The organism is Paenibacillus sp. CF095 (assembly GCF_900101225.1).
Classification (GTDB): Bacteria; Bacillota; Bacilli; order Paenibacillales; family Paenibacillaceae; genus Paenibacillus.
Genome location: NZ_FMZN01000001.1, coordinates 1,600,803 through 1,627,420 on the forward strand (window position 1 = coordinate 1,600,803; position 26,618 = coordinate 1,627,420).

A 26,618-nucleotide genomic window follows, 5' to 3' on the forward strand; every position below is an offset into this window, starting at 1 on the left:
ATGTTACTTGCTGTATCATAAAAAATAAATGCTCGATGCCAACATGAATTTTAAATATTTCAACCTGTTCGGAGGTGCCGGATTGGACTCGCCCATCCTTCATTTCATCACCCCGCCCATTCCCTATTTTATTGATTGCGGACGTGCTTGTTACGAAGCCGGTGAATATCACATTAGCCGCAGTGACATCGGTGTCTTTGATCTAATTGTTGTTACACGCGGTTCGCTCGCCATTAGCGAGAACGGGACAGAGTGGCTTCTGAATCAGGGAGAAGCACTGATCCTTAAGCCGGATGGACATCATTACGGCAGCGCAGCCTGTAAGGCGGAAACGGAAATGATCTGGATTCATTTTCAAACCTTTGGCAGCTGGAGAGAGTCTGCCAACATGGACGAATGTCTCGCCAATCAAGCCGAACTAATTGAGACACATAAGGTGAGCGCATATCTGAACCACTGTGATGTCTGTTCCATCTTCATTCCCAAACATTTGCACATTGCAATCAAAGATATGGAACTGCTGGAGCATTTCTCTCAGCTTGATCAGGAGCCTCAGTCCATGCGCAATTGGAAACGACAGGCGACCTTCCAGCAATTTATGCAGCATCTGGATCTTGGGCTGTCTTCACTGTCAGACGTTGCCGCAATCCGGATTGCCGAGAAAGTTGAACTCTACATCCGCCACAATTACCCGCTACCCATTTCCAATCCGATGCTGCAAAAGGAACTCAACTACCATCCAAACTATCTCGCACGCAGCATGCTGAAAGTGTATGGCATGACACCCATGGAATATCTGCTGCATTACAGAATCGAACAGGCCAAAAAGCTGCTGTTGCAAACCGCCTGGTCCGTTGCTCGCATCGCCGAAGAGATCGGCTTCAATCATGTATCCTACTTCTCTTCCTGTTTCTCGAAAAAAGAGGGCATCTCTCCTTCCAACTTCCGCAGCAAGTTTACCAACTCAGATAAATAAACTGACTCAATCAGAACTGATGCCGTGAAAAAAGTGTACGCTCACCAAAGATCACGTTATCCTACAGCGCGTATTTTGGGTCTATCGGGCGCTTTCCTTTTGCATACCTTTTTACAGCAGCACTAGTAGACTTCTTTTTATTCGCTTTCGCGAATCCAAACACTCATTTCTCCTTCATCCCGATTGGCCCAAGTGAAGTAAGGAATGAACCGAAGCTCGGCAGGCTGTGTATCCCAGTGAACATCACTGCGATACAGATGTATTCCCCAGTCTTCTTGGGATACGATTCTCTGCCCAATGGTTGTAAGAGCCGGAACCCCCAGAGGCATCTGTTCCCCGCTACCGATATGAAACTTGGCATCCCGGGGCAGCTGAATGCGATGCAATCCGCGGGCATTGTCGACTTCTTCGAGACAGTACATAAACGGTCCCCGCTGGATGGCTACTTTTCCGAAAGTGGCTTTGATGTGATCATGTCCTTTCATCCGCAGCAACTCCATAGGGAAGTGAAGTTTAATCTCATCACCGGCTTTCCACAAACGGGTCACCTTTATGTAACCGTATTCAAAAGTAAAACCATCTTGTTCGCTCTTCTCCCCATTAATCCACAGCTCGGGAATCTTGCACCAGTCCGGCTTTCTCAGAGCTATCGTAAACTGCATTCCCTCTGGGGAATCGGGCCGAACGATCAGCTTCACATCTCCAGTGGAGGTATAGTCAGAGTCCATGGTTAGGGCTGCTCTCCTACCCTCAAGTGTGAATTCCCCATCCCCTCCGATGTACAATTGTACATACAACGTAGCCTGTTCCACGGCCGGGGTATATACATATTGATCCAATGAGGCAATTAATCGCGCAATGTTCGGCGGACAGCAAGCACAACCAAACCACCCTTGCCGGCGTGTTCGCACGTGGGCATAATTAGGATTCACACGTTGCATCTTCGGATCGACTTCAAGCGGATTCACATAGAAGAAACGTTGACCATCCAGAGACATTCCACTAATCACCGTGTTGTACAGGGCTCGCTCCATAACGTCTGCGTACCGGCTATCCTGCTCCATCTGCAGCATGCGCTTCGCCCAAAAGATCAGGCCAATTGAGGCACAGGTCTCTGCGTAGGCGGTATCTCCAGGCAGATCATAATCGCCTGTAAATGCTTCTTCTTTGGCTGATGAACCAATGCTTCCCGTAATGTACATTCGCTTGCTTACGATGTTGCTCCACAACCGTTCACAGGCTTCTTTCAGCGATGTATCCTCCTTCTTCGCAGCTACATCTGCCATAGCGGCGCACATGTACACCAGTCGAACCGAATGGCCTTCTGCTGTCGACTGCTCCCTAATAGGCAGATGGGACTGGGAGTACGTGAGTCGGTGAACCATATCCAACTCTCCAAAATGTATGGTACGGCCCCTTTTCTCCCATTCCTCTACAAAAAAATGCGGACTCGCTCCCCGCTGATCCAGAAAATAACGGCTCAGTTCCAGATATTTCTCTTCTTTTGTCGTCTCATACAATTTGAAGAGTGCAAGTTCAATCTCCTGATGTCCATCATAACCTGGCAATTGTCCCGGCTCTGTACCAAACACGGTGCCTATATGATCCGCCAGGCGAATAACCACATCCAGCAGCGTGCGTTTGCCCGTGGCATGATAGTACGCTACACCAGCCTCAATCATATGTCCTGCACAATAAAGTTCATGACACTCGGCGAGGTTCGTCCATCGCGCCCCAGGTTCACGCAAGGTGAAGTACGTGTTCAAATAACCATCGGCTTGCTGTGCCCGAGCTATGGTCTCAATAACAGAATCCACGAGGACTTCCAGTTCCGGGTCGGGCTTCGCGGAGAGCAGGTACGAAGCTGCTTCAATCCATTTCGCAACATCGCTATCCTGAAAAACCATGCCATAATGAACGCCCTCTTCATCCCCAGCAGCAATGCGGAAATTCCGAATGGCCCGGCTTGGTTCAGCTCCTTCGATACGGTCATTGAGCGCTTCCCATTGATAAGGAACAACTACGTTGCGGACCAGTTCAATATAATGCGACCAGAATGGATCATTGATTTTATGGCTATAACCTGATATCTGTGGATGGTGCGGGACGTCTGGCTTTGTCATGGGAACCTCTCCTAGTTCTTTTTTGATAAGCTTATTTTACAAATCATTACATCAGGTTGAAATCATCATTTCCAACTGAAATTTACATAATTACAACCTTGTTCATATGCTGACCTTGTAACAAATCAGAAACTTGCCCGTTACAGTTCCTCTCGCTATAAGTGACTCAAAGCCCGTTTTTGTATCTTATCGAGTTGTTTGTCCCATAAGAAATTTGAATACTGTGCAGAATTTATGCTGCCTGTTAAGATTTAAATTACATCTTATTCTTTAGATGTACTTCTTAACGGTAATAGGACAATGTTCTTGTCCATTCCGGCAATCGATAGAAGCTCTTGTCCTTGGCACGGAATAAAACTCGTACCGATAACATAAAAAAAGCCGCCGATCCTATTGATCAGCGACTTTTTTTATTTTTTTGATATGATTTTCCGGGATAACTGGAGCGGCAAGTTTTAAGGCAACTTACCACTAATTGTATTACGGTTCGACGTATTATGTATTGAACGAAGTCGAAGGCACCCAGTAAGGTGCCTTCGATGTTCTAACTCTCTCTCTTTGGCAAGTTGGATAAACGAACTTAAATCCATCAACCAACCTTGCTGGGACACTCGTTCACTGTACAGAACGTGCAAGTGCTGCAACAGAGCCGCGGAAATCGGGTTTGCCGTCAGCCGTCCACAAAAGCTCCGTCACAAATGTATGGCGATTCGGATCGTACAGCGGATCTCCTATAATGTTCTTGTACGTTCTTGCGTGGAACACAAATAGCGTCTTTTCGTCGACCTCTGACACCGTGAAGGAATTATGACCGGGACCATACATTGAGATGCTCTCATCTGTCGAGAGAACCGCTGTTTGCGACTTGCGCCATGAGGTGGCATCGAGCAAATCAGCATCCGCATCGGCTTCAAGCAGGCCCATGCAATAATTGAAATCGGTGGCGCTAGCCGAGTAAGAGAGGAATACCCGATTACCCTTGCGAAGAAATGCCGCGCCTTCGTTCACTTTATAACCAATGATTTCCCAGTCATATTCCGGCAGCGAAATCATCGTTTGCGGTCCAGTCAGCGTCCATGGATTGCTCATTTTGGATATATACAGATTAGAATTACCTTCGATATTCGGATCCTTTTGTGCCCATACGTAATAACGGCTGCCATTATGCTCAAAGGTAGTGGCATCGAGGGCGAAGCTTTCCCATTCGGTACGAACCTGCCCTCTTTCCGTCCAACTGCCTTCGAGCGGATTGGCATTTTCATTCTCTAGCACGTACATCCGATGGTCGAACAAGCCTTCATTCGTTTCCGTCGTGTGTGCGGCAGCGAAATACACGTACCATTTGTCATCAATAAAATGCAGTTCGGGTGCCCAAATATTGGCACTAAGGATACCAGTCTCGCGCTTTCTCCAGATCACTACAGGAGTTGATGTAACAAGCCCCTCAAGGTTCTGGGCTCTACGGATTTCAATCCGATCATACTCCGGAACGGATGCTACGAAGTAATAATAACCGTCCGAATGTCGGTAAATAAAAGGATCAGCTCTCTGCTCAATTAATGGTTGAATGACGTGTGAAGCTCGTTGTTGAATTTCCATCTTATCACCTGTTTCATCATAATATACACTACCCTTTGACAGCGCCTGCAGTCATACCGTCTATGAAATATTTCTGGAAAGCAATAAATAGTATGAAAATTGGAATGATGGAGAAGAAGGAGCCCACAATCAATAGGTCATAGTTATTGCCATAAGGAGTTAACAACGTTTTTAAACCGATTGGAAGTGTATATTTACTCTGATCTCCGAGCACCATGAATGGCCACAATAGATTATTCCAGCTATTCATACCATTCAGAATGGCCATTGCTGCAAAGGATGGCTTCATAATCGGCATAATTAGTCTGAAATAAATCGCATACTCGTTTGCGCCATCAACCCGCCCAGATTGAATAATCTCTTTGGGTATGCTTCGTAGATACTGCCTGAAGAAAAATATCGTCGCGGCATTGGCTATACCGGGCAGAATGATTGCCGAATAGCTATTCACCATTCCCAAATCATTAATTAGGCTGTACAAAGGAACCAGCAGTATTTCGAAAGGCACCATCATAATGAGCAAAACACATATAAAGAGGAAGTTCTTACCTTTAAAATCATATGCTGCAAAACCATAAGCAACAAATGCGCTTACAAAAAGTGTTAAAACCACTTGAACGATTGTTAAAATCATACTGTTCCAAAACCACACAAAATAATCATGTTGTCCAGTAAACAGATAGATGAAATTATCAAAACTCATGATTTCAAAATCCAAACTTAGGTTAAGACCATATCTAACTAATGATTCACCGGGTTTAAAGGAAGATAGGGCCACTGCGTAGAATGGGATCATAATTATAACGAATAGTATAATGAATAAACAAATAATTACTATTCTAGAGATGAAATCACTCCTCGTCTGACTTCTGCCCACTTTAATCCTCCTCCTTTTTGAACATTCCACTAAATTTCAACTGCGTTAAATTGATAACCATAGCAATGACTAACAGAACGATTCCAACTGCAGCTGCGTAACCCAGCTTATTCTGCTCAATCCCTTGTCTATACAGGTATCCAACAATGGTTAAGCCAATATTTTTGGGTGAATTGTTACCGTTAAACATCATCAGGCTCTCGGTAAACATGGCTAAACCTGCATAAACACTAATTGTCGTAACATATACCGTGGTCGGCTTCAATAATGGCATTGTGATCGTTCTAAACTTCTGCCAAGCAGATGCCCCGTCAATTGAAGCAGCCTCATAATACTCATTGTCAATGCTTTTTAAACCGGATAGATAGTAAAGCATATTAACACCTGTCCATCTCCAACATGCGAGGATTAACAGTGCTGCCATACTCCAATTTCCGTCTTTCAAAAATTTAATAGGCTCTATACCAAATAGACCTAGGAAACTATTCATTAATGAACCTTCCATTTCACCGAATGTAAGGCGGAAAATGGTACCCGCAACTGCGACAGAAGTCAGTGCAGGGAGAAAGAACGAAGATTTGAAAAATTCTCTTCCCTTCATTAACTTACTGTTGATCATAACGGCGAATAACATTGGAAAAGGAATTAACAGCACTAAGGTTCCTAACATGTACACAACGCTATTTTTAATAGATGTCAAAAACACTTTATCAGTAAGTAATTTCGAATAATTCGCTTCACCAATCCATTTAGGATCCTGTCCTAACATTCTATCTTGAAAGCTCATTACGAATGAATTTACAAGTGGAAAAAACCAGAATATCAAAAATATAAGTATAAATGGCAATACAAAAACATAAGGCGCAACTTTTTGAGAGTATACAAATTTCTTTATCATATTCTCAATCTCCCTTGACTAAGGTTAAACCTGCCGACTACTATACCTGCCGACAGGTTTAACCAAATCATTTACTTATTATATTTATTTCAATTCTTGTTCAATTGCTGCTTGTGCTTCATCCAAAGCTTCCTTCACGTCTTGGCCATCTTCAAAGATAGCATTCAAAGTTACCGTATTGAATATATTGCCGATGGTTGGTGAGGCTTTAACGGACTTAATCGCTCTAATTTCGTCCTTGATTTCATTCAAAGTATCAAATGCATTTGTTTTAAAGTATTGGACGTATTCATTATCAGGGTTTTTCGTAACTGCATCATCTTTCCATACTTCCATGTTAATTGGGTCAAATCCAAGTGTATTCCAGATTTCAGTAGTAGCTTCTTTCGAAAGCTTAGCAAAGGCTACAAATTCTTTTGCCAACTGAACGTCTTTACCATTCTTAGTAACAACTGTGCCAGTACCGCCTAAGCCAACAGAACGAGGATTACCTTCTTCAAATACAGGCAATGGAGCTATTGCATACTTACCTTTAAGGTCTTTCATTTCGTTTACAAAGCGGGACATGTACCATTCAGGCATCAATGCACTTGCGTAGTTGCCTTTGTTGTATTCGCCTTTTGCTTCTTCTGTGTCGGGTTGTCCGCCAGGGATCGTATGAATAACATTGTTCTTCTGCAGATCAACTAACATTTCATACGCTTTAATCATTTCAGGCGAGTTAACTTTTGGATTACCATTTTCATCTGTAAAATCAGCGTTTTGCTGAGCTAGTAGCAGCGATGCTTGCCACGTAGCTGATGTATCAGCAGTACCTAAGTACTTGCCAGTCTTTTCATAAACCTTGATACCTGCTTGTTTGTAATCTTCCCACGTTTTAATTGTCTTGTAGTCAACACCTGCTTGCTCGAGAATTTCAGTATTGTAGAAAGCAAGCGTCGCACCTACGTGATAATCGAATCCATAAACCTGTTCGGCTTTGGAATAAATCTCGACACGTGAAGGAACAACAACGTCTTTGTATGGTGCAAATACATCATTCAAAGATTCCAGTGGAACGTTGTCACCTTCCAAGAATTTAGGAAATTGACCAAGCTCAATATCCGCGATATCAGGAGCACCTTTTCCGCTTGTAACTGCCAATAAGAGCTTGTTGTGCATATCATCGTAAGGCATAACCGTTACATTCAACTTAATCTGTTTGTCTGGGTTCTGTTGGTTCCATAATCCCAGCATTTTATCCAAATGCTTGCCGTGCAAATCTACGAATGTCCAAAATGATAATTCTGTTGCATTCTCACCGGCATTAGCGCCTAATTGCTGCGTTTCCGTTTTTGAACCGGAAGGAGTACCACATGCAGTAAAAACAAGTGACATAATAAGGAGTGTAACGATGGAGATTAAAGCACTGCGTTTTTTCATTTGTTCGTCATCCTCTCTTTTTTTGTTATGCATTTGAAAAGTCGGTTGACTAGTTAGTTCTGTTAATTTAAGCGGTTTCAATACACCTTGGCACCACCATCCTTAACATAATTCTAACCTTTCAAAGAAAAGACCCCTTCGCAACAATTTCTCAAATTCCGTATTGTAAGCGCTTTACATGCCGTATTATAATATAGATGAAATAAGCTTTATATAACCAATTGATTATAAAATCATAAAGTTTATGGGGAGATGCTACTCTTTGAAAAAGCTGGCGCTCTACAAACAAATTCGAGAAAACATTATACAGAAAATTAAATCAGGGCAACTTCGGCCAACGGATCGCATTCCTTCTGAGCAAGAACTAATGGACGAATTCAGAGTAAGTAAAATTACCGTCAGGAACGCCCTAACCCTACTAGCTGACGAAGGATTAATTATACGCGTACAAGGCAAAGGCTCATTCGTCTCTTCTAGTCTTGTTGTTTCTAGTATCAATTTCTCGCCATCCCCATGCAGCGCGTCCTCCATGCCGCTCATTGGCTTCATCATTCCGACGATGAGAACCCGTGTCATTCAGAAGCTCGTTGACTACACGGAACACTTCCTGCAAGAAGCCGGCCTCAGCATGGTACTAAGCATCACGCGCGAGTCCTCCTCTATCGAATCAAACGTCATTCGTACACTAACGGAGCTCGGTGTGAAGGGGCTGATCGTTTTTCCAACAGAAGATGAGAAGTACAACGAATCATTACTGCGTCTGTCGCTCGATAAATTCCCGTGTGTGTTCATCGACCGCTATCTGCGCAACATTGATACGTATACCATTACATCCGACAATTATGGCGGTGCGTATAAGGCTATATCCCATTTGTTATCCAAGAGTCATCAGCAGATTGCGCTCATCTCACCTGAAAATGCCAATACAGCCGTCGAGGACCGCACGCTCGGCTTCGAGCAGGCGTACACAGATCAAGGCATCTCGATTGACAAGAGCTTGTGGTGTCACATTCCTCTCGACATTCTACGCAGCGAGCAAGCATTGGACTATGTGAGCAACTTCTTGCAGAACCACAGTGGAATTTCGGCAGCCTTCTCCTTGACTGAAGAAACAGCACGCCTTACATCCGCCGCGATCAGTCTTCTGAACGATCACTCAAATATCGATTTACTATCTTTCGATAATCCACATCTTTCAGGCGTAGCTTATGTGCAGCAGGATGAACAGGAAATGGCACGAACAGCCGTAAAGCTGTTATGTGAACAGATGGAAGATATTTATTCTCCTAAGAACGCCGTCATCCCCGTGGAACTCATCTTCCCTTGACACAAATATAAACTCAACTCTTTGCTTTTATGTTTAAATCAGGTCTTATTGTTTGTTGTAATGCGCTAAACTGAGATCTGAGGATTTAATTTCAGTCCTATATTTTGCTTTTAAACTTCAATCCTTTTACGGCGTTTATCTCTATGACCTTTGAATTAGAGATAAAAAAAAGATGTCGATCTTTGTCAGACCAACATCTTCTAGCTCGCTTTCATATTGTGTTTAATATATTAATTGAAATTTCTACTTTTTTTGCAATTCATCATAATCGAACCAATCAAAATCAACAAATGGAAGATCATGATGGATACCATCTTGATATAATGCTTCATTTGAATTTGGTTTGGCTTGCTTACTTCCGTACAGACCGATGTAGGTTCCAGTAAAACCACCAGCACGATCAGTACTAAGCAATCGACCATCGGCTTTTTCGAATAATACGTCCCACGAAGCATACTCATTGGCACGATAGTAAAAGCTGTACTCCTGTTCATGTCCAACAACCTTCAATTGAATATGACGATCGCTCCATGGATGAGAGATCAGAAGTTTATCTACCCCTGCTTCCCTCTCAACAACACGAATAACAGGCTTTCCTTGCTCCAATGCCAGCTCCATTCGGAAGTGGTAATTCTGGTTGTGAAATAAGGTCAGACCTGCGGTTTCACCCTCATTTTGAGGATTAAACTCCATGTGTGTGGATGCATTGAACATCAGGTGCTGCTGCCTCCGACCAACAAAGGCAGGATTGCTCTGTTCCGTCAGCTGATCCTGTTTCAATCGCAGGCGCAAATGCCCTGGTCGTTCTGTCACGCTCCAAAATTCTCCGCGCGGCGTTCTCAGGAAATTCCATATCGGAGATAGAGAATTCTCTTCGAAATCGTCCCGAATCGGCGTACTTGGCCACCGCACTTCAGGCAGGTTAGGTGATCTCGTTTCCAGCTCCAACCTGCCCACCCCTGGACTAACAACAGGCCACTCCTGTTCCCATTGTACGGGTGCCATGAATGTTTCCCGACCCAGGTTTCGGTAGTATCCTCCGGCTGTTCTGGATGCAAGACATAGTAACCACCACTCACCTTGTTGTGTTTCAATCAGTTCCGCATGACCTACATTAACAATCGGATACGCTCTTCCAAGATGTCGATGCGTCAAAATTGGATTGGAGCGATGCCCTTCATAAGGCCCTGTGATATTACGGCTTCGCGCGATGGTCACGGCATGAGTATGGCCAGTTCCTCCCTCCGCAATCAACAAGTAATACCAATCATCCTTCTTATAGATATGCGGTCCTTCTTGAGCGTGAGCCACCTTAAGTGCACCCTGCCATATACTTACTTTCTCACCAATTAGCTTACCCTGCTCCAGATCGATCTCCTGAAGCCAGATATCCATATGTTTCGGGTATTCCTGACCTTCAGGTGGGATCCGGTTTCCCGTATAGTATGCTCTGCCGTCTTCGTCGAAAAATAACGATGGATCAATACCTGGAGCATCGTCCAACCAGATGGGATCAGACCAATCACCTGACGGATCAGTAGTGGTTACATAGAAGTTATGTTCCTTCTTTTCGTTATCAACGAATGTAGTAATCATATAGAATGTGCCGTTATGATACCGAATTGTTGGAGCCCAAATGCCCCGAGAAGGCATAATCCCATCCAAATTAAGCTGTGAAGCACGATCAAGAACATGGCCTAGCTGCTGCCAATGAACCAGATCTTTACTGTGGAATAACGGTACGCCGGGAAAGTATTCGAAACTGGACGTAACGAGATAATAGTCTTCTCCTACACGAATGGCCGACGGATCTGGATGGAATCCCGGCAACACGGGGTTGCGAAATGTTTTCACGTCAAGTTCTCCTTCATTCAAATGTTATGGATTATTAATCAGCGCTCTCTTGCACGAGTGAAAGTTCTGCGGCCGGATTCCAATTATCCGCTCCGGCAAAGAGCTGGGCAGGCAAATATTTCTCTGCCTCTTCCGTCGTCAACTGAGTCGTCCAGTTAAAACGTGCTTTGGGATTCGCTCCAGGCCCGTAACTGGCAAATTCGGCAAAACGTGCTGTACGTTCATTATCCGGGTTACTCCAGTTATTCCATCCAGATGCACTAATGTGATTATCCATATAGCTGTTGATATAGACTACATTGGCATAAGGTCTCCACGGTCTGCCAAGAGGTATAGTTCCAGATAGACTAGAATCGCCAGTAATGCGGCTATTCAGGAATACATAACCAGACTTCTCCTCCGCAGTGGATGCTGCAGTAACGTAACCGTTGCTTAAACTGTGAATGACGCTGTTCTCAAATAATGCCGTTGCATTTCCAAAGATAAAGTCGACATCACCTTCAATATAACTGTCCACATAATATTGCCTTCCATCATTCACATAAAGTGTGTCCTGCCAGCCCTTCAGGCTGACGTCCCGGAATACCAGACGATCACCACGAGCGAGCAGAGCAACCGCTTGACCTGCATTGTCGCCAGCATCATTTTGTATCGTCAGATGCTCAGCCGTAAAATCGTTTGTCTGCACCCGGAAGCTATAGCTACCTGAGGTACCGAGTGCATTGCCGGATGAATCCAATGTGCTGGCAGAATCACCAAAGATCAGCACAGTGCCCTCCCGGCTCTCTCCAATCATTCGCAGATGTTTTTTGGTGGACGGTACGTCTAGCTTCTCACGGTAAGTCCCGTCTTTGATTCGTATGATGGTAGGAAGCGTGTTATTGTCCGGAACAGCATCTATAGCTTCCTGAACCTGTTCATATTGTGCACTTCCATCAGGTGACACGGTTAGAACTGGTGCAGGAATTTCAGATATTGGAGCGGACGACATACTCTCGCCAACTTCATTTAATGCCGTAATGACATAATAATAGGCAGTGCCATTGATTAACTGTGTATCAGAGAATGAAGTATCATTTGTATTGGAAGCTACAGTAACGAATGGCCCTTCGGGTGATTCACTTCGTTTCACTGCATATTCCTTAGCCCCGTCGGCTTCTTGCCAAGTAAGAGTGATTGTACTTTCACCTGGCTCAGCACGAATCTCTGACGGGGTCTGAGGTCTACCATCATCCACTGCTGGCCGTGTACCAACGGCTGCGGAGTCAAGGCTTCGTGTACCTTGAGCAATTGCGGATACCTTATAATAATATGGCTTACCGTTCACGAGTCCTGTATCCACATAGGAAGTTCCTGATTCCTGATCAGCAATGACATCATAAGTTCCAGTCACGGACGTTGCACGCTTGATCACATAAGTCGAAGCGCCTTCTATCGCTTCCCATGTAATAGAAACGGATTCGGGAAGAGAGTCTACTGTGACTTGGGGAGTAGATAGAGCCATGGTTGGTGTTATAGCAACCGGGGAAGAATCTGCTCCCTCTCCTCCAATACCAGTCGCAGATACGACGTAATAGTAGGTCGTTCCATTATCCAGTCCCCCATCCCGAAACGTAGGAACAGCTGTACGAGACGACACAGTTGTATACGGGCCTTCCGACTGCAAACTGCGTTTTACAGTGTAGTAGTTAGCTGCTTCGACTTCATCCCACGTTAAATCTGCTTGTGCGTTTCTCGCAACAGCCTTCAGATTCTCAGGCATTTCTGGTCGTACAGCATCCTCCGAGGGTGTCACTGAAGACGTGTTGGAATTGCGGCTCTCGCCCAATGGACCAACGGCCGTGACGACATATGTGTAAGTCGTTCCATTGGTGACCTCTTCGTCAATGTAAGTTGTCTCAGTTAACTCAGAAGCAATCAACTCATAGTCGTTCGCGGACTGAATACTACGCTTTACATTGTACGTAGAAACCCCGTCCGCTTCCTCCCAATGTAATCTCACCATACCATTGCCTGGTTCGGTACGAAGCCCTTTAGGAGAACTAACCTGTTCAACATAAAGTTTGACATTGTCATAGAACAACGTGCCTTTACCCGTGCCTGGTGTTCTGGCAAACAAACGTCCAACACCATCGGCAGTCACATCGGCCTGGAACGGGACATCATCTGCGACGCGCACGTCATCAACGTATATGTCCGCTTTTTGCGAGGCTACATTGCCAACGATTTTGAAGTTGTACCATTGATTATTGACCGGTGCATTCATTAATTTGTGATCTTTGCCGTCTTTTTTGTATATTAGCGTATATTGATCCTCTGCTACCGGAGCAGAAGGTTTGCGTAGCTCAATGGAAAGTGCCGTGCGACTCCCGGTTCCATTTTGCAATTGCAGAACGGTTGAGGTGCCAGGCCAGCCTTGAGACATGATATCAGCCTCAAATACAAAACTTCCCCGTTGTGGTGGAAATGATCTTACGAATTGGGCGATCCCAGCTCCATTGTCATATAGCATGAGCGCTTTAGTAGACGCGTTTCCTGTTGTTCCTGTGGGGATCTGGTTAACAACAACTTTAAGATCGTTCGTCTGTGGGTCAGGTAGTCCAGTGTAACTTGCTGGTGTCGTATTGATCTCGGTATCCTCAAAGTCATCATTCATGTAATAGATGGTCTCGGGCTCTCCTTCCGCTGCTGCACTAGCCTCATTGGAATAGAAGCTTGTGCCATGATCATTCGTAGCCTTCACTGCATAATAATAGGCTTTACCTACAGTAAGATTGGGATCTGTGTAGGTGATGGTCGTAATCCCCTCTTGCTGCAACGTGTATGGCCCACCAGGTATATCTGCTCTATACATTGAATAAGAGTCAGCGCTTTGCACTTCATCCCAATGTAAGTGAATGGACTTGAGGTCCGGCTCAGCTACAAGTTCAGTAGGTGCTGTCGGGAAATCAGCAGGCAACTCCTGAACGGATGCATTGGAGAAAACAGATGCATTGAGCTTATCAACTTCATCATCCGGTTTGGAAGCATCGGCTGCCAATCCGATGTAGACCGTTTCGTCTGCTGGGAATGATTGTGAATCGATAACAAACCAATTGTTACCGTCTTTGGATACAAGTGAAGTCACTTGATCCCCAAGTCGCACAAGCTTAACCCAATACGGGAGTGTGACCATGCTGCCTTTTTCCTGATGCACAACTTCGGTGCCCGCTCCATCACGAACAAGGCTAACGGCTTGTTGTCCACCCTTCACATAAGTGACCATGGCGGCAATAAACGGGGATGACGCATCCAGACTTTTACGAATCATGATACCTGCTTCGGCTCCATCGTCGGTAGCTGTCACCTGATCAACTCTAGCTACAATCTCACCATTTCCTTCTAAGATTTGGTAAGCATAGTGGAAATGATCCGTCTCTCCATGGATATCTCCAGCTGATTTTACCGTAACGTCAGTATCACTAGCTCCCAATTGGGTATGACCCGTAATGCCCGGTTCTCCAATATCGGTTGATGACCAAGGGGCAATACTGTTCTGCTTGTGAACATGTACCGTGACATTGTTGGACTGCGTTGAAGTACCTGAGTCATCAATCGCTCGGACGGTGAGATAATGAGTGCCATCCTGCACATCTTCCCATGTAAACGTGTAAGGCGCTGTATCATCTTCCCCCAGTTTCACATCATTTTGATAAAATTCCACTTTGGCAATGCTGCCGTCTATATCTGACGCAGAAGCCGTGATCTCAACGGAAGACCCTTCAGTCTGAACGGTATGATTGGCTGGTGACTGAAGGGTAACCGTGGGATTCATAGATCCGTTGCCAGCAATGCTGTTCAGGTATGTCTCCAGATAGGTATAACCTGATTCATGTATCTCGTTACGGTCAGCAGGATCATTCGGATCGAGTCCCATACTGATCTCCCATTCGTCGGGCGTACCGTCATGATCCGAGTCAACCAGAGCTGAAGCCATCTCCTCAAACTCAAGGTAACCGCCAACTTCCTTTTGTGAATTAATATGTTGTCCCGTGCGGTTTTTCACATCATTTACAATTCGAGCATCGATGGCGTCCCGTCTAGGCAGACTTGCACCTGCTTTTGCAAGAACTTGCTCATAGGCTGTTTCTGCATCGTCCATGGATGTGGGATTAGCCATCTGCACAGGAGCGAGTAGTTTGGAATCTGGATTCGCAAGTTCTCCCACACCTAACCAGTTGTCCGCTGTGACATCGGGATAACTGTCCACGACATTGCCACTCACATGTAATCGTGTATCAGGTGCAACATCAAGGAAAATCTGATCCCGGGCATTTCGATACGTATTTGGTCCGTATTTATAGTAGTTATTCATCAGGTTATAGTTGCCCTCCTCACCGCCATAAGCAGAGAAGAACCCCCAATTGTAGACAATATTGTTGTAAGACTCGGTATTAAAACCAGGAGCCCCTGCAAATCTCGGGTTACGGCTCACGTTATGAGCAATGATGTTGTGATGGAAGGAGGTGTTGTTCCCTCCCCAGATACCTGCATATCCATGCCGCCCCTTCTGATGCGTAGTCATCAGCATGCTCTCAGCGATGACAGACCACTGCACAGTTGTATTCTCGTTGGCGTACATACTCAGTACTTCGTCAACAGACCAGGTAAACGACGAGTGGTCGATCATAATGTTATTGTGGTATCGTCCACCAAATACGTCATCCTCACTAGGGTGCTTATCCCCAAGCCGGAAGCGCATATGCCTGACGATAATGTTGTCCGCTTGGAATGTGGTCCAATAATCGGATACAGTGATTCCTTCTCCTGGAGCTGTCTGTCCAGCAATCGTGATATTAGAACCGGTAATCGGCAGAGGGGATTCTAGATGAATCGTTCCTCCCACTCTGAATACTACGGTGGTATCACTCTGACTAACAGCATCTCGAAGGGATCCAGGGCCGGAATCGGCGAGGGTGGTCACTTCATACACTGACCCTCCCCTACCACCTGTCACGTACTTACCGCCGCCTTCAGCACCGGGAAATGCGGGCAATAATGGAGTAGCTTCATCTTCTGCAGCAACCATACCTGGTAGCAAACTGAATAACATCGCAACGACCAATACGAATGATACCATTCTTTTCAACGAATCTTCCTCCTCCGGTTTACATGTAATTGTACAGAATGTTACCTCACTGAGAGCCAGATGCTCATGCGATAAACCTTTCTCTGATCTGACATCACCTCCACAACATAATGTAAGCGTTATCAGTAAAAGGATGCGAAAACCCGTTGTAATCTGAAACCTATCCGTACTCTTTCTGCGATCACGTTCTAGATTTCCTATCCAACGGGCCTCGTCATAGATTGTTAAACTTTGGCATGCAGCAAGTACTCGTATTCGGTACATGCGAGCAAGAAAGCTCCCATTCCTTTTTGATCATTCGTTATAATCGGTTCACTTATATAATACGCGTAACTTCCGTCACGCCTTGCATCTCCACCGAGCCCTGCAACCTGGCAGTTTTTGTAGAGATTCACCCAACCCTGATTGGTCTCCATTACGAATTCAGAGATTAATCCTGCATAAGCATGATTCAATATCAGTTCCCATTCCCGCGGTAACCATCCTAGCCGAATCCCTTTGGCCATGGCGTAGACAATCATGCTGGATGCTGAAGCCTCCAGATAATTTCCTTTGCGATCTCCCTCATTTACCACTTGATACCATACCCCGCTAGCTGTATCCTGATAGGTGCGCAGCGCAGTCATCGTATCTGTGAAAATATCAACCAACTTGCTATAATCGGGATGATGGCTTGGTAATAACTCCAGGACATCGACTAAAGCCATAACAAACCAGCCGATAGATCTGCCCCAGAAGTTTGGTGATTGTCCTGTTACCGGATGGCTCCAAGACTGATTACGCTGTTCATCCCAAGCATGATATAGCAATCCTGTAGCATCGTCTCGGGTATGATGGGCACACAGTATAAATTGTCTAGTCACATCGTTCAACAAGCCCTCTTCGGGCTCCCAACGAAGCAAGTATTCCAGATAGAACGGCGCACCCATATAGAGACCGTCCAACCAGATCTGATAGGGATATACTTGCTTGTGCCAGAAAGCTCCCTCAGACGTGCGCGGGTGAGTCTCAAATTGTTCACGTAACAGACCTGCCGCAAGCTTATATTTTATTTTCCCTGTCCTGTCATACAGGCCGAACATCAGCTTGCCGTTATTCAAATGATCAATATTATGTTCTTCCATCCGGTATCCCCGAATCGATCCATCACCTTGAATAAAATAATCCATATTATCCTGGATGTATTGTGCATATTGCTCATATCCAGTCGCTTGCCATAACCGTTCAAATCCTTTTAGCACTACTCCATAATCATAAGACCACTTACCGTGATGCCCGTTCTCTTCATACAGCTTAGGGGTTCGCTCCATGATGGATGCGGCTGTTTTGGCTGCCCATAGATCTTTAGCAGATTTTGTTTCAAGCATCTGTAGATTTCCTCCTCCGCACGTATTTGCTGTTTATTTATTGTTTAAAACGGTTTGATGAGCTGCCTCATATTCGGAAATGATTTTGTCTCCACCTGATTTTCTCCAAGTATCAATAGCATTCTGGAAACCCGCCCGATCCATCTTGCCCAGAATATACTTGTATGTTGCATCCGTGATGATCTTCTGCAACTCAGAGCCTTGTTCTGAGAACGTTGGTGATTCCAGCGAATACACTGGGTTCAGCACGGCAAAGGTTGTATTTTCTTCAATTAATCGTGTCGATTCAATACGTAGTGGGTCAGCATCCACAATGGCATACCCGTTCTCGTTAGGGCGCGAGGAAGAAAATGGCTGTACCTCTTGCTCCCATAACTTGGTATCAATTATGGTGGCACCATTGTTCTCGTCGAGGCTATAGTGCACATCTTTGATTCCATATGTCATCAAGGTAAATACCTCTTCACTCATCAGATCATCCATAAACTTCAGAATACGTTTCAATTCAGCTTCGTCCTTAACCTCCGATTTAGGAAAAGCAAGCAACCCACCTACGCCATTGGATGTCGACCAGATTGCTCGATCACTTTCATTTCCTGTGGACGTAATATCATTGACCATGACAAGCTCCATATCATCTTGAACACCTTGGGCAAGATTAAACAGACCCTTGCTATCAAATAGAGCTCCCACATAGATCCCTGCCTTGCCCTGTGCGAAGCCTTCCTGCTGATCCTTCTTGGCTGTTACTGCAAAATCCTGATTAATGTATCCATTGGTATACAACTCTTTCATATAATCCATCGCCTGAATGTAACCTTCCGACTCAAACTCAGGTGTCACTTTGCCATCCTCACTAATCGCCCAACCACTTGGTGTACCAAAGTATGATCCCAGGGTCTTAAAAGCACCAAACACCAAATCACTGCGATCAATGAATCCGGTTGTGTCTTTCACGCCATTGCCATCGGGATCTTGTTCTGTAAATGCCTTTGCCACTTCCATGAGTTTTGCCGTTGTTTTGGGCACAGGCAAACCAACCTTGTCGAGCCAGTCTTTACGTAAAATAACACCATTGCGCGCTACCTGCTTTTGCATCGGAATACCGTATAACTTTCCTTCAATGGATGCCGAATTGCGCATATCCTGAGATATGCCTTTCAGGTTCGGGAATTCGTCGAGATACGGCCCAACCTCCCAGAAGACGCCTGCTTTGAGCGCATTGCGAACCGAAGAATTCTCCAGAATCGTCAAGGATACGATGTCAGCGAGAGAACCGGAAGCAAGTGAAGTATTAAGTCGTTCTTCCTTAGAAGCATCCGGAATCCAGGAAAACTGTATATCCACATCCGTAATCTCTTCAATTTTGTTAAGCACGGTATCCGTAGGCGGTGAAGCGGTATGCATAATATTCAACCAACTGATCGTTGTTTTGCCATCAGCATTGGTTCCTGAATCCCCACTTCCTCCCGCACAGGCAGATAACAGTAAGGCTCCACTTAACGTAAGCGCTAACAATTTGGAAGTTCTATATTTCATCGTTCAATCCCCTTTTCACCAATTTATCGTCAATCCGGCTTGCTCCCACACCATACGAACTATTGAAGCGTAACAACGATTAGATTCTACCAGTACGTCCTTGTTGTCATTCGGGATTGCTGCTAGTATACGCCGTCTTCTCCTAATTTTTTGGCGAGACGATTAGCGAACATAACCAGCACCAAACCTACCAGACCTTTGAACAACCCAACCGTTGTACTAAAGCTCAATTGTCCATTTTTCAAACCTGCCGTGAAGATATACGTATCAAATATCTCACCGACCTCCCGGTTAAGCGAATTCAGTAGCAGATACATATGTTCAAAGCCAAGTTCTAGCGTGTTTCCGATTTTGAGAATCAACAATGTAATAATGACCGGGCGAATTGCGGGTAAAGTTACGTGCCACATTTTGCGCAATCTAGACGCACCGTCCATCTCGGCAGCTTCATACAGCTGGGTATCTACAACGGTAATGGCTGCGAGGTAGATGATGGTTGACCAACCGGCTTCCTTCCATATAATCTGCAAAATGTACATCGGACGAAGCCATTCTGGAGAGGTTAAGAAGCTGATCTTGCTACCACCCAATGCAGCTATAATTTCATTGACGACGCCCCCATCCACACTAAGAAACACGTACGTAATGGAGACAATAATCACCCATGACATGAAATGTGGAATATATACGATCGTTTGAATGGAGTTTCGGAATAATCTGTGTCGTACTTCATTCATCATGAGTGCAAGGATGATCGGAATCGGGAAGAAGATCACTAATTCAAGCGCGAACAAGATCAATGTATTACTAAGTAACATGGCGAAGGTTGGTTCCGTGAACAGACGGACAAAATGTTTGAAGCCCACCCATGGACTATCTCTAATCCCTAGATACGGCTGATAATCCTGAAATGAAATAATAAGTCCGCCCATCGGAAAATACTTGAAGATCACAAAGTAGATAAAACCGGGAAGAATCATTAAATAAAGAAGCTTGTTGGATGCAGCGTTTCTCAAATAGTGACCTAATCCTGTATTCCGATATGCTTTGTGTTGCAACGAAACGACTGAGGGCTCAGATTCTCTCACTGCTTGCTGACCTCCTTGTTTGGGATGGTGTAGTTGAATGCTTCCTAAGCATATTAGATGAAAGAGATTCCGTACATAATCATTAGCTATTGTAGTTGAAGGATTCCCCGTCCAGCGCGGCTTAAGGCCAGATGAACAGATGCAGATCGTAGATCATGATTATTATTGGTACTATGGATTATCATGGTATTTCAATGCTTTTGCATCACTACAACGTTCCATTTCAAGTCAGTAGGTCAGGATTATGTACGTAATATTCTTCGCTTGTTATGGTAAGGGAGAATCACTACTTAACAAGGAGGAACATATCAGATGTCCAAACACAATGTTAAAAAGGAACAACTCGGTGGCGTCATATTCAATGTAATGAATTATACGTTCTTGCTTCTTTTCTCTCTGGCCTGCCTATTACCCTTCGTAAACGTCGTTGCCAGTTCCTTCGCTTCCACGCAGGAGATTGTGCAGAAGAAGTTTATTCTGTTTCCGACATCCTTCTCGCTTGATGCCTATCGTTACATCTTCTCCACACCTACCATCTTCAAAGGACTCGGCGTATCCATCTTCATCACGCTGGCAGGAACCATTGTCAGTATGACGCTGACGGCACTTATGGCTTATGGGTTATCAAGAAGATATCTCTTAGGACGGAACTTTATCAATTTCTTGGTCGTCTTCTCGATGTTGTTCAGCGGTGGTATGATTCCTACCTTCCTAGTTGTGAAAGCGGTTGGATTAATCGACTCGTACTGGTCCATGATTATCCCTACTGCGATCAATGCATTCAATCTGATCATCATGCGCAATTTCTTCCAGGCGTTACCGGATAGCCTAGAGGAGTCTGCCAAAATTGATGGTGCCAACGACTTTCGGATTCTGCTACAAATTATGATCCCACTGGCTCTACCTTCCATTGCTACCTTATCCCTGTTCTATGGCGTATCCTATTGGAACACGTATATGAATGCGATCCTGTACCTCAACGAATCCACGATGTGGCCGCTACAAGTATTGCTCCGCCAGATTGTAATTGTATCCAGTGGCATGGATGGCAACAGCTCAGTTGTAGACATTGTCCCTCCATCTCAGACCATTAAGATGAGTGTCATCGTTGTAGCTACTGTACCGATGCTGCTTGCGTATCCTTTCGTGCAGAAGCACTTTACCAAAGGGGCTTTACTTGGTTCAGTGAAAGGTTGAGATGAGGCACATATTGAAAATAACAATCCCCTCGGGATCAACCTGAGGGGATTTATGCTTACATGAGATGGAGTTGAATTGCGATGCTGCTTACGGATTATCTGATACTGCTAACATGTACGGGGATGCTCAGCTATCCATCCGCAACCTTCGATATGCACCAGGGGTGAGATTCTCTTTTTTTCGAAAAGTACGTATAAAGTTCTGGGAATTCTGATATCCCAGTCGTTCGGCTATATCTTTAATGGGCATGTTCGTGTCCACCAACCATTTCCTTGCTACATCTAGTCTGATATTCATTAAGTACTCGCTAAAAGTCATATTGTATTCTTTACGGAAAATGCTACTTAGATAGTTCGGCGTATAATGCAATCGTTCACTTATGGATTCCAGTGACAAGTCCTGATCGTATTCCGTGCGTACAATAGACGCCATTCGATCTGCAAGTGTGCGAAACTGTTGGCTGGCTCTCTCCTGCATACTATCTACCATAGGATAAATGACTTCGTGAACAAGAATGTGCTCAACTTCTTCCGGATTCAGCGTATGCAGCAGTCGATGATACAATGTGCCGTTACTCTGTGTAAGCAACACGTCCGTACCAATCAGCTGCTCCAACTGAATCAAATTGTTCACGAATCGAATCAATGTGATCTCCAGATTCATTGGATTAAGGCTATGCTTCATCATATCCGCTAACAGCGGGTATAACGTGCGCGTCACCTCTTCTCTGTCTCCAAGACGTATGGCATCGAACAACCGGCTCTCCAGTTCTGTAGGGTAGTGAAGTAAGGTTGGCCCGTTGCCAACACGTAAGATATCCTCATAGAAAATAACTGACTCTTTACCTAACTTAAGGCGCTGGTACAATGCTTCAAGACTCATATCACAGGCTTCCCGTGTATTCATAAGGTCCTCATATAGACCACTAAAGCCCACGCTGACTGAAGCAGACCAATACTCACGCGACAATTGGATGACCCTTTTGGCATATTGCATCATCACTTCTCGATTGTCGGAAGAACTGGAAGCAAAGGATAATATCGTTGCTTGTGTCCGTTCATTCAACACGACGGGTAACATCCGTTGGGACGGGGGGATGATCTCCTGCACTAACTGATTAACGGCCAACAGCAGTGTATCTTTATCAGCCAGCGGGCCTTTCCCGGGACGGTCAATCTGAATCAACATGGTCGCATATTTCTCGTTGTGCATCTTCGTATACGCGAATCGTTCGAGATAGCTATGGATCTCTTCCCTGGTTAACCTATTCTGTAGTACATTTAGAACAAATTGTGTTTCAAGTTTAGGCTTTTCAAGATGGATAAGCTGTTCGAGATGTTGTTTCTCTGAAACAATAGAATGGATCGACTGAATGATCCAACCGACCTCGTCCCTGACCGTTCTCTCAGCACGTCCGCCAAGACTATGCTGAATTTGAAGAACGGGCTTGGCAAGCCTTAAAGCTATAATGTATGCAAGAATGATCATCAGAGCCATAATGACGGCACCCATTACAATTAAACCCAAACGGGTCGATGATAGGGCTTGGCTGACTTCTTTTTGATTCGGAAGTGTGATATAAGTCCATCCATTATAAGTAGAACGGGCGTACAAGCCCATAATTGAATCACCCGATGCAGCAGGAATTGTAATCTGTCCTGAAGGAGGCTCATTAACTATTTGTTTGCTGATTAAGCTCATTTGCTCAGCAGATATAGGGCTTTGTTCGGTTAGAGCTGCATAAAGCAATTCACCCTGTTTGTTCAAAATGTAGATAGGAGCATCTGATTGCGTCTGTAGGGATTGATTCAGTGTTCGCAAAGAAATATCCGACATCGCAATGGCTTCTTTGTCCTTCGAATACATCGGTAAAGCATGCAGCAATCGAAGACCTTCCTTTGTTTTGGTCCAATAGAGGTTATTGCCTTCCGGGTCAGCGAATAAGGCTTGCATCTGTTGCTTCTCTTCATCTGTTATTCGTGTTAACGATCCGTTAGACAGGCTCCAATTCTGCTTCAGACTCACAAGCGAATACTGCACGCCATCAAGCCCCATCGTCGCAATATACCCTAACTGGGAATTGAGTTCTCGGTAAGCTTCATAATCTTGCCCGCTTAATGGACTGTTAATGACCTTACGAAACGATGGCGTCGTGCTGTACGTGGCAAATGCATATTCAATGGTTTGAATTTTTTGTTCCAGTGTATTTCTCACCTGCAGAATTAAGCTTTGGTGCCCTTCGCTTACACGCTCTATTACCGATTTTGTAGTTGCAATATAGATATAACTTCCAAAGCCTACAACGAGTCCGATGCTAAGGAGTAGGATCGAGACAAAGATATTCGTAAACGTTTTACTTTTTCGCATGTCCAGCTCCTCCATCTGTTTGAATTGGTACATCAGATCTGCATCCAATTCTCTAATAATCCCCATGGCAACCATGTAATCGCTTGCATTTTACCCTGTTATAAAAATTCTGCGCCTTTGTATAACTCGTCACACTAGAAGTTTATCATGGCATCTAACAAGAATATAGACATAAAGAATTTAAAACTAGCCAAAAATTGCACTGGAGGTTAAGACGGATGTTACCTTTTTATGAGATTCGTAAGGATGAATTATCGGTTATCCGGAATTTGAAGGAGATTTCTTTCCCTCCACATATGCATGGGTATCTTGAGATTCTATATGTCATTTCAGGGTCTCAACGGATTGAAGTGAATGATCAAACGTATGATTTGCACGAAGGTGATGCAGCAATGATATTCCCTGATATGGTTCACCGTTACGAAACAACTGGGCATTCCTCTACGAGGGAGGTATTAATTATTGTCCATCCCAAGCTCTTAGGCGGTCTGTTTCCTGATCTGACTCGCTTCCATCCCAAGAATCCCATCATCACTAAACCATATGTTCATGAAGACGTTGCTGTCGCTTTTGAGAACGTGAAGCGGGATGATGATTATGCCATTAAGCTTGGTTGGACTCACATCATCATCGCGCATCTAATACGCGAAATTGAATTTGAACAAGTACAGCAACTTCCCGTACAGGATTTATCCAAGAAGCTGATGGAATACTTAGCAACACATTTCACCGAACCCATCACCCTAGACACTCTTGCCTTCGAGTTTAACGTAAGCAAATATTATATTTCTCGCATCTTCTCCAAGCGATTCAAAATGAACCTGCGAAACTATCTATCGATGCTTCGGGTAGAATATGCTTCCATGTTAATTCGTACAACAGATGCACCTCTGACAACAGTATGGATGAATGCAGGATTCGATAGCCAGCGTACATTCAATCGGGTGTTCCAAGCGATTTACGGCATGACACCACGAGATTTTAAGAACAATGTAAGTAATTATCTAAAATGAATGAAGAACAATCATCTGGTTTTTGAAAGATTTCCTGCCCATTTTGGATATGATGGAGAAGTTTGGATTGAAGCATGGGGAATTTCAAGAGATCGATGCGACAGAGAACAATAAATAGACTATACCAAGTGACGGGGAATTCGCTTTTGCTTCATGAAAAAGATACAATTTACTTCAAGTTAACTTTAACTGAGAAAGGGGATCTTAGTATGTACAGTATTAGCGAAATTGAGAAGATCACAGGTTTACGCCCCTCCACTCTGCGCTATTATGAACAAGAAGGCATCTTACCAAACGTTGAACGGAATGCTTCAGGTAGAAGAGAATATTCGAACGAGGTTTTAGAGTGGCTTGAACTGGTTATCGCTTTAAAAGATACGGGAATGTCCATTGAAGATATTAAGGCTTACACGGAGCTGATTCGACAAGGCGATCCTTCTCTGGATGCCAGAAAAGAATTTTTGCTTATGCATAAAACCAGAGTGGAACGTACCGTGGCTCAGACGCAATTCCATCTGGAGAAGATCATTCGCAAGATAGCGATCTACGATGTTTTGATGTATAAGAAGATGAAGTAAACTCCTGAAATCAAGTATTCAAAATTAGTATTGACTTCAAGTTAACTTTAAGAATTAAAGTAAAGTTATTACCTTGAAGGAGTGATTACATTGTCAGAACCAAAAGTATGGCTTATCACAGGATGTTCAACAGGATTTGGTCGACACATTGCGGAGCAAGCGATTGATGCAGGTTATAAGGTCGTAGTAACTGCCCGTAATGTTGATCAGATAACCTATCTTACGGCGGGGCATGAAGATCGGGTGCTTGCTCTCCCACTCGACGTTACTAATTCGGAGCAGATTCGTAATGCGGTTGACCGTACAATAGAGAAGTTTAATCGTATTGATGTGCTCGTAAACAATGCAGGTATCGGTTATTTCAGCTCTGTTGAGGAAAGTGTAGAGGAAGAAACGCGTAAAATGTTCGAGATTAACTTCTGGGGGCTCATGCATGTTACGAATGCGGTACTCCCTCATATGCGTTCTCAAAAAAGCGGACACATTATAAACTTCTCATCCATTGGCGGCTTAACCTCCTTCCCAACTCTCGGGTATTATCATGCTACGAAATATGCTGTTGAGGGAATATCTGAGAGCCTCTCTCAAGAATTAGCGCCTTTTAATATTCACGTGACTTTAATGGAGCCAAGTAGCTTCCGTACGGATTGGGGTGGCCGTTCTTCTGCCAAAACAGAGACAAGCATACCTGAGCTTAAAGAATCCATTGTTGGACAAATGCTGCAAGGTATTCAACTAGGCGCTGGTCAAGAAGCTGGAGATCCTCTAAAGGCTGCTGAAGCCGTTATTAAAGTTGTAGAAACTGCAGAACCACCTCTTCGTTTGTTACTTGGACAACAAGCCTATGATGCAGCAATCTATAAATTTAATAACATGCTTGAGAGCATAGAAAAATGGAAAGAAACAACGTTAAACGCTGATCACAAAAAAATAAATGTATAGGTTTGAAAGAGTGGCTGACGAATTGTGTCTTCTGCCCTTTGATGTGTATCAACACTCACTGGAGTCAGCTGGAAAATTCAGAATGCTCAAAAATTTTTTTTATACTGAACAAGTATCTTGACTGTGTAAGGCTGGAACACATAGTATAACAATAAACATGTACTAAGAAAAAACAGCCAGCGTATAATCAAAATTCATATGGCATGGAATGTATCTATATTCCGTTCCTCAGTTAATATGAGTATAGTCACCGGCAACAAGAACTTGTACCGATAAAACAAAAAAAGCCGCTAATATAGCGAATTTAATGGGAACATGTC

At 44.3% G+C, this 26,618-nt stretch carries 17 protein-coding genes; 6 read left to right on the forward strand and 11 right to left on the reverse strand.

Annotation, left to right across the window (positions count from 1 at the left end; genetic code table 11):
• The first annotated feature begins 82 nt into the window (after positions 1-82).
• Positions 83-976, forward strand: coding sequence for a helix-turn-helix transcriptional regulator (locus tag BLS69_RS07090; RefSeq protein ID WP_091029796.1), 894 nt, complete (start codon positions 83-85; stop codon positions 974-976).
• 137 nt (positions 977-1,113) lie between these two features.
• Here the strand turns inward: BLS69_RS07090 and BLS69_RS07095 are convergent, their stop codons facing one another.
• The 5 genes from BLS69_RS07095 to BLS69_RS07115 form a co-directional block, all read right to left on the reverse strand.
• Positions 1,114-3,099 carry a glycoside hydrolase family 127 protein gene (locus BLS69_RS07095; protein WP_091029797.1) on the reverse strand — a complete coding sequence of 662 codons (1,986 nt, stop codon included), beginning with the start codon at positions 3,097-3,099 and terminating at the stop codon, positions 1,114-1,116.
• Positions 3,100-3,714: 615 nt separating this feature from the next.
• Positions 3,715-4,698 (reverse strand): glycoside hydrolase family 43 protein, encoded by a 984-nt coding sequence (locus BLS69_RS07100; RefSeq protein WP_091029800.1) that lies wholly within the window; start codon positions 4,696-4,698, stop codon positions 3,715-3,717.
• A 28-nt stretch (positions 4,699-4,726) separates the two neighbouring features.
• A complete protein-coding gene (locus tag BLS69_RS07105) occupies positions 4,727-5,545 on the reverse strand; it encodes a carbohydrate ABC transporter permease (RefSeq protein WP_371129064.1) in 819 nt (272 codons plus the stop codon).
• A 31-nt stretch (positions 5,546-5,576) separates the two neighbouring features.
• On the reverse strand, positions 5,577-6,473 hold the full coding sequence (locus BLS69_RS07110) for a carbohydrate ABC transporter permease (protein ID WP_062834705.1): 897 nt from the start codon (positions 6,471-6,473) through the stop codon (positions 5,577-5,579).
• 84 nt (positions 6,474-6,557) lie between these two features.
• On the reverse strand, positions 6,558-7,895 hold the full coding sequence (locus BLS69_RS07115) for an ABC transporter substrate-binding protein (protein ID WP_091029804.1): 1,338 nt from the start codon (positions 7,893-7,895) through the stop codon (positions 6,558-6,560).
• A 262-nt stretch (positions 7,896-8,157) separates the two neighbouring features.
• On the opposite strand from BLS69_RS07115, the gene BLS69_RS07120 reads away from it, so the two are divergent.
• Positions 8,158-9,222: a GntR family transcriptional regulator gene (locus BLS69_RS07120; RefSeq protein ID WP_091029806.1), complete on the forward strand. Its 1,065-nt coding sequence runs from the start codon at positions 8,158-8,160 to the stop codon at positions 9,220-9,222.
• A gap of 243 nt (positions 9,223-9,465) precedes the next feature.
• Here BLS69_RS07120 and BLS69_RS07125 read toward each other — a convergent pair whose 3' ends face one another.
• From BLS69_RS07125 to BLS69_RS07145, 5 genes are all read right to left on the reverse strand, one after another.
• Positions 9,466-11,076, reverse strand: coding sequence for a glycoside hydrolase family 43 protein (locus tag BLS69_RS07125; RefSeq protein ID WP_091029808.1), 1,611 nt, complete (start codon positions 11,074-11,076; stop codon positions 9,466-9,468).
• Positions 11,077-11,110: 34 nt separating this feature from the next.
• Complete coding sequence (locus tag BLS69_RS07130) at positions 11,111-16,195, reverse strand: pectinesterase family protein (protein WP_256332336.1); 5,085 nt, start codon at positions 16,193-16,195, stop codon at positions 11,111-11,113.
• Positions 16,196-16,428: 233 nt separating this feature from the next.
• Positions 16,429-17,571 (reverse strand): glycoside hydrolase family 88/105 protein, encoded by a 1,143-nt coding sequence (locus BLS69_RS07135; RefSeq protein WP_091029813.1) that lies wholly within the window; start codon positions 17,569-17,571, stop codon positions 16,429-16,431.
• Positions 17,572-17,604: 33 nt separating this feature from the next.
• Positions 17,605-19,110 (reverse strand): extracellular solute-binding protein, encoded by a 1,506-nt coding sequence (locus tag BLS69_RS07140; protein WP_091029816.1) that lies wholly within the window; start codon positions 19,108-19,110, stop codon positions 17,605-17,607.
• Positions 19,111-19,232: 122 nt separating this feature from the next.
• Positions 19,233-20,090 carry an ABC transporter permease gene (locus BLS69_RS07145; protein ID WP_091034863.1) on the reverse strand — a complete coding sequence of 286 codons (858 nt, stop codon included), beginning with the start codon at positions 20,088-20,090 and terminating at the stop codon, positions 19,233-19,235.
• 420 nt (positions 20,091-20,510) lie between these two features.
• On the opposite strand from BLS69_RS07145, the gene BLS69_RS07150 reads away from it, so the two are divergent.
• Positions 20,511-21,395, forward strand: coding sequence for a carbohydrate ABC transporter permease (locus BLS69_RS07150; protein WP_091029818.1), 885 nt, complete (start codon positions 20,511-20,513; stop codon positions 21,393-21,395).
• A 129-nt stretch (positions 21,396-21,524) separates the two neighbouring features.
• Here BLS69_RS07150 and BLS69_RS07155 read toward each other — a convergent pair whose 3' ends face one another.
• Entirely contained in the window at positions 21,525-23,765 is a 2,241-nt protein-coding gene (locus tag BLS69_RS07155) for a helix-turn-helix domain-containing protein (RefSeq protein WP_091034864.1), read from the reverse strand.
• A gap of 218 nt (positions 23,766-23,983) precedes the next feature.
• Here BLS69_RS07155 and BLS69_RS07160 point away from each other — a divergent pair, with 218 nt between their 5' ends.
• From BLS69_RS07160 to BLS69_RS07170, 3 genes are all read left to right on the forward strand, one after another.
• Positions 23,984-24,778, forward strand: a complete 795-nt coding sequence (locus BLS69_RS07160) for an AraC family transcriptional regulator (protein WP_091029820.1) — start codon at positions 23,984-23,986, stop codon at positions 24,776-24,778.
• Between the two features lie 209 nt (positions 24,779-24,987).
• The gene (locus tag BLS69_RS07165; RefSeq protein ID WP_091029823.1) at positions 24,988-25,356 is read left to right on the forward strand and encodes a MerR family transcriptional regulator; all 369 of its coding nucleotides are present in this window, start codon (positions 24,988-24,990) and stop codon (positions 25,354-25,356) included.
• 90 nt (positions 25,357-25,446) lie between these two features.
• A complete protein-coding gene (locus BLS69_RS07170) occupies positions 25,447-26,298 on the forward strand; it encodes an oxidoreductase (protein WP_091029824.1) in 852 nt (283 codons plus the stop codon).
• The last annotated feature ends 320 nt before the right edge of the window (positions 26,299-26,618 follow it).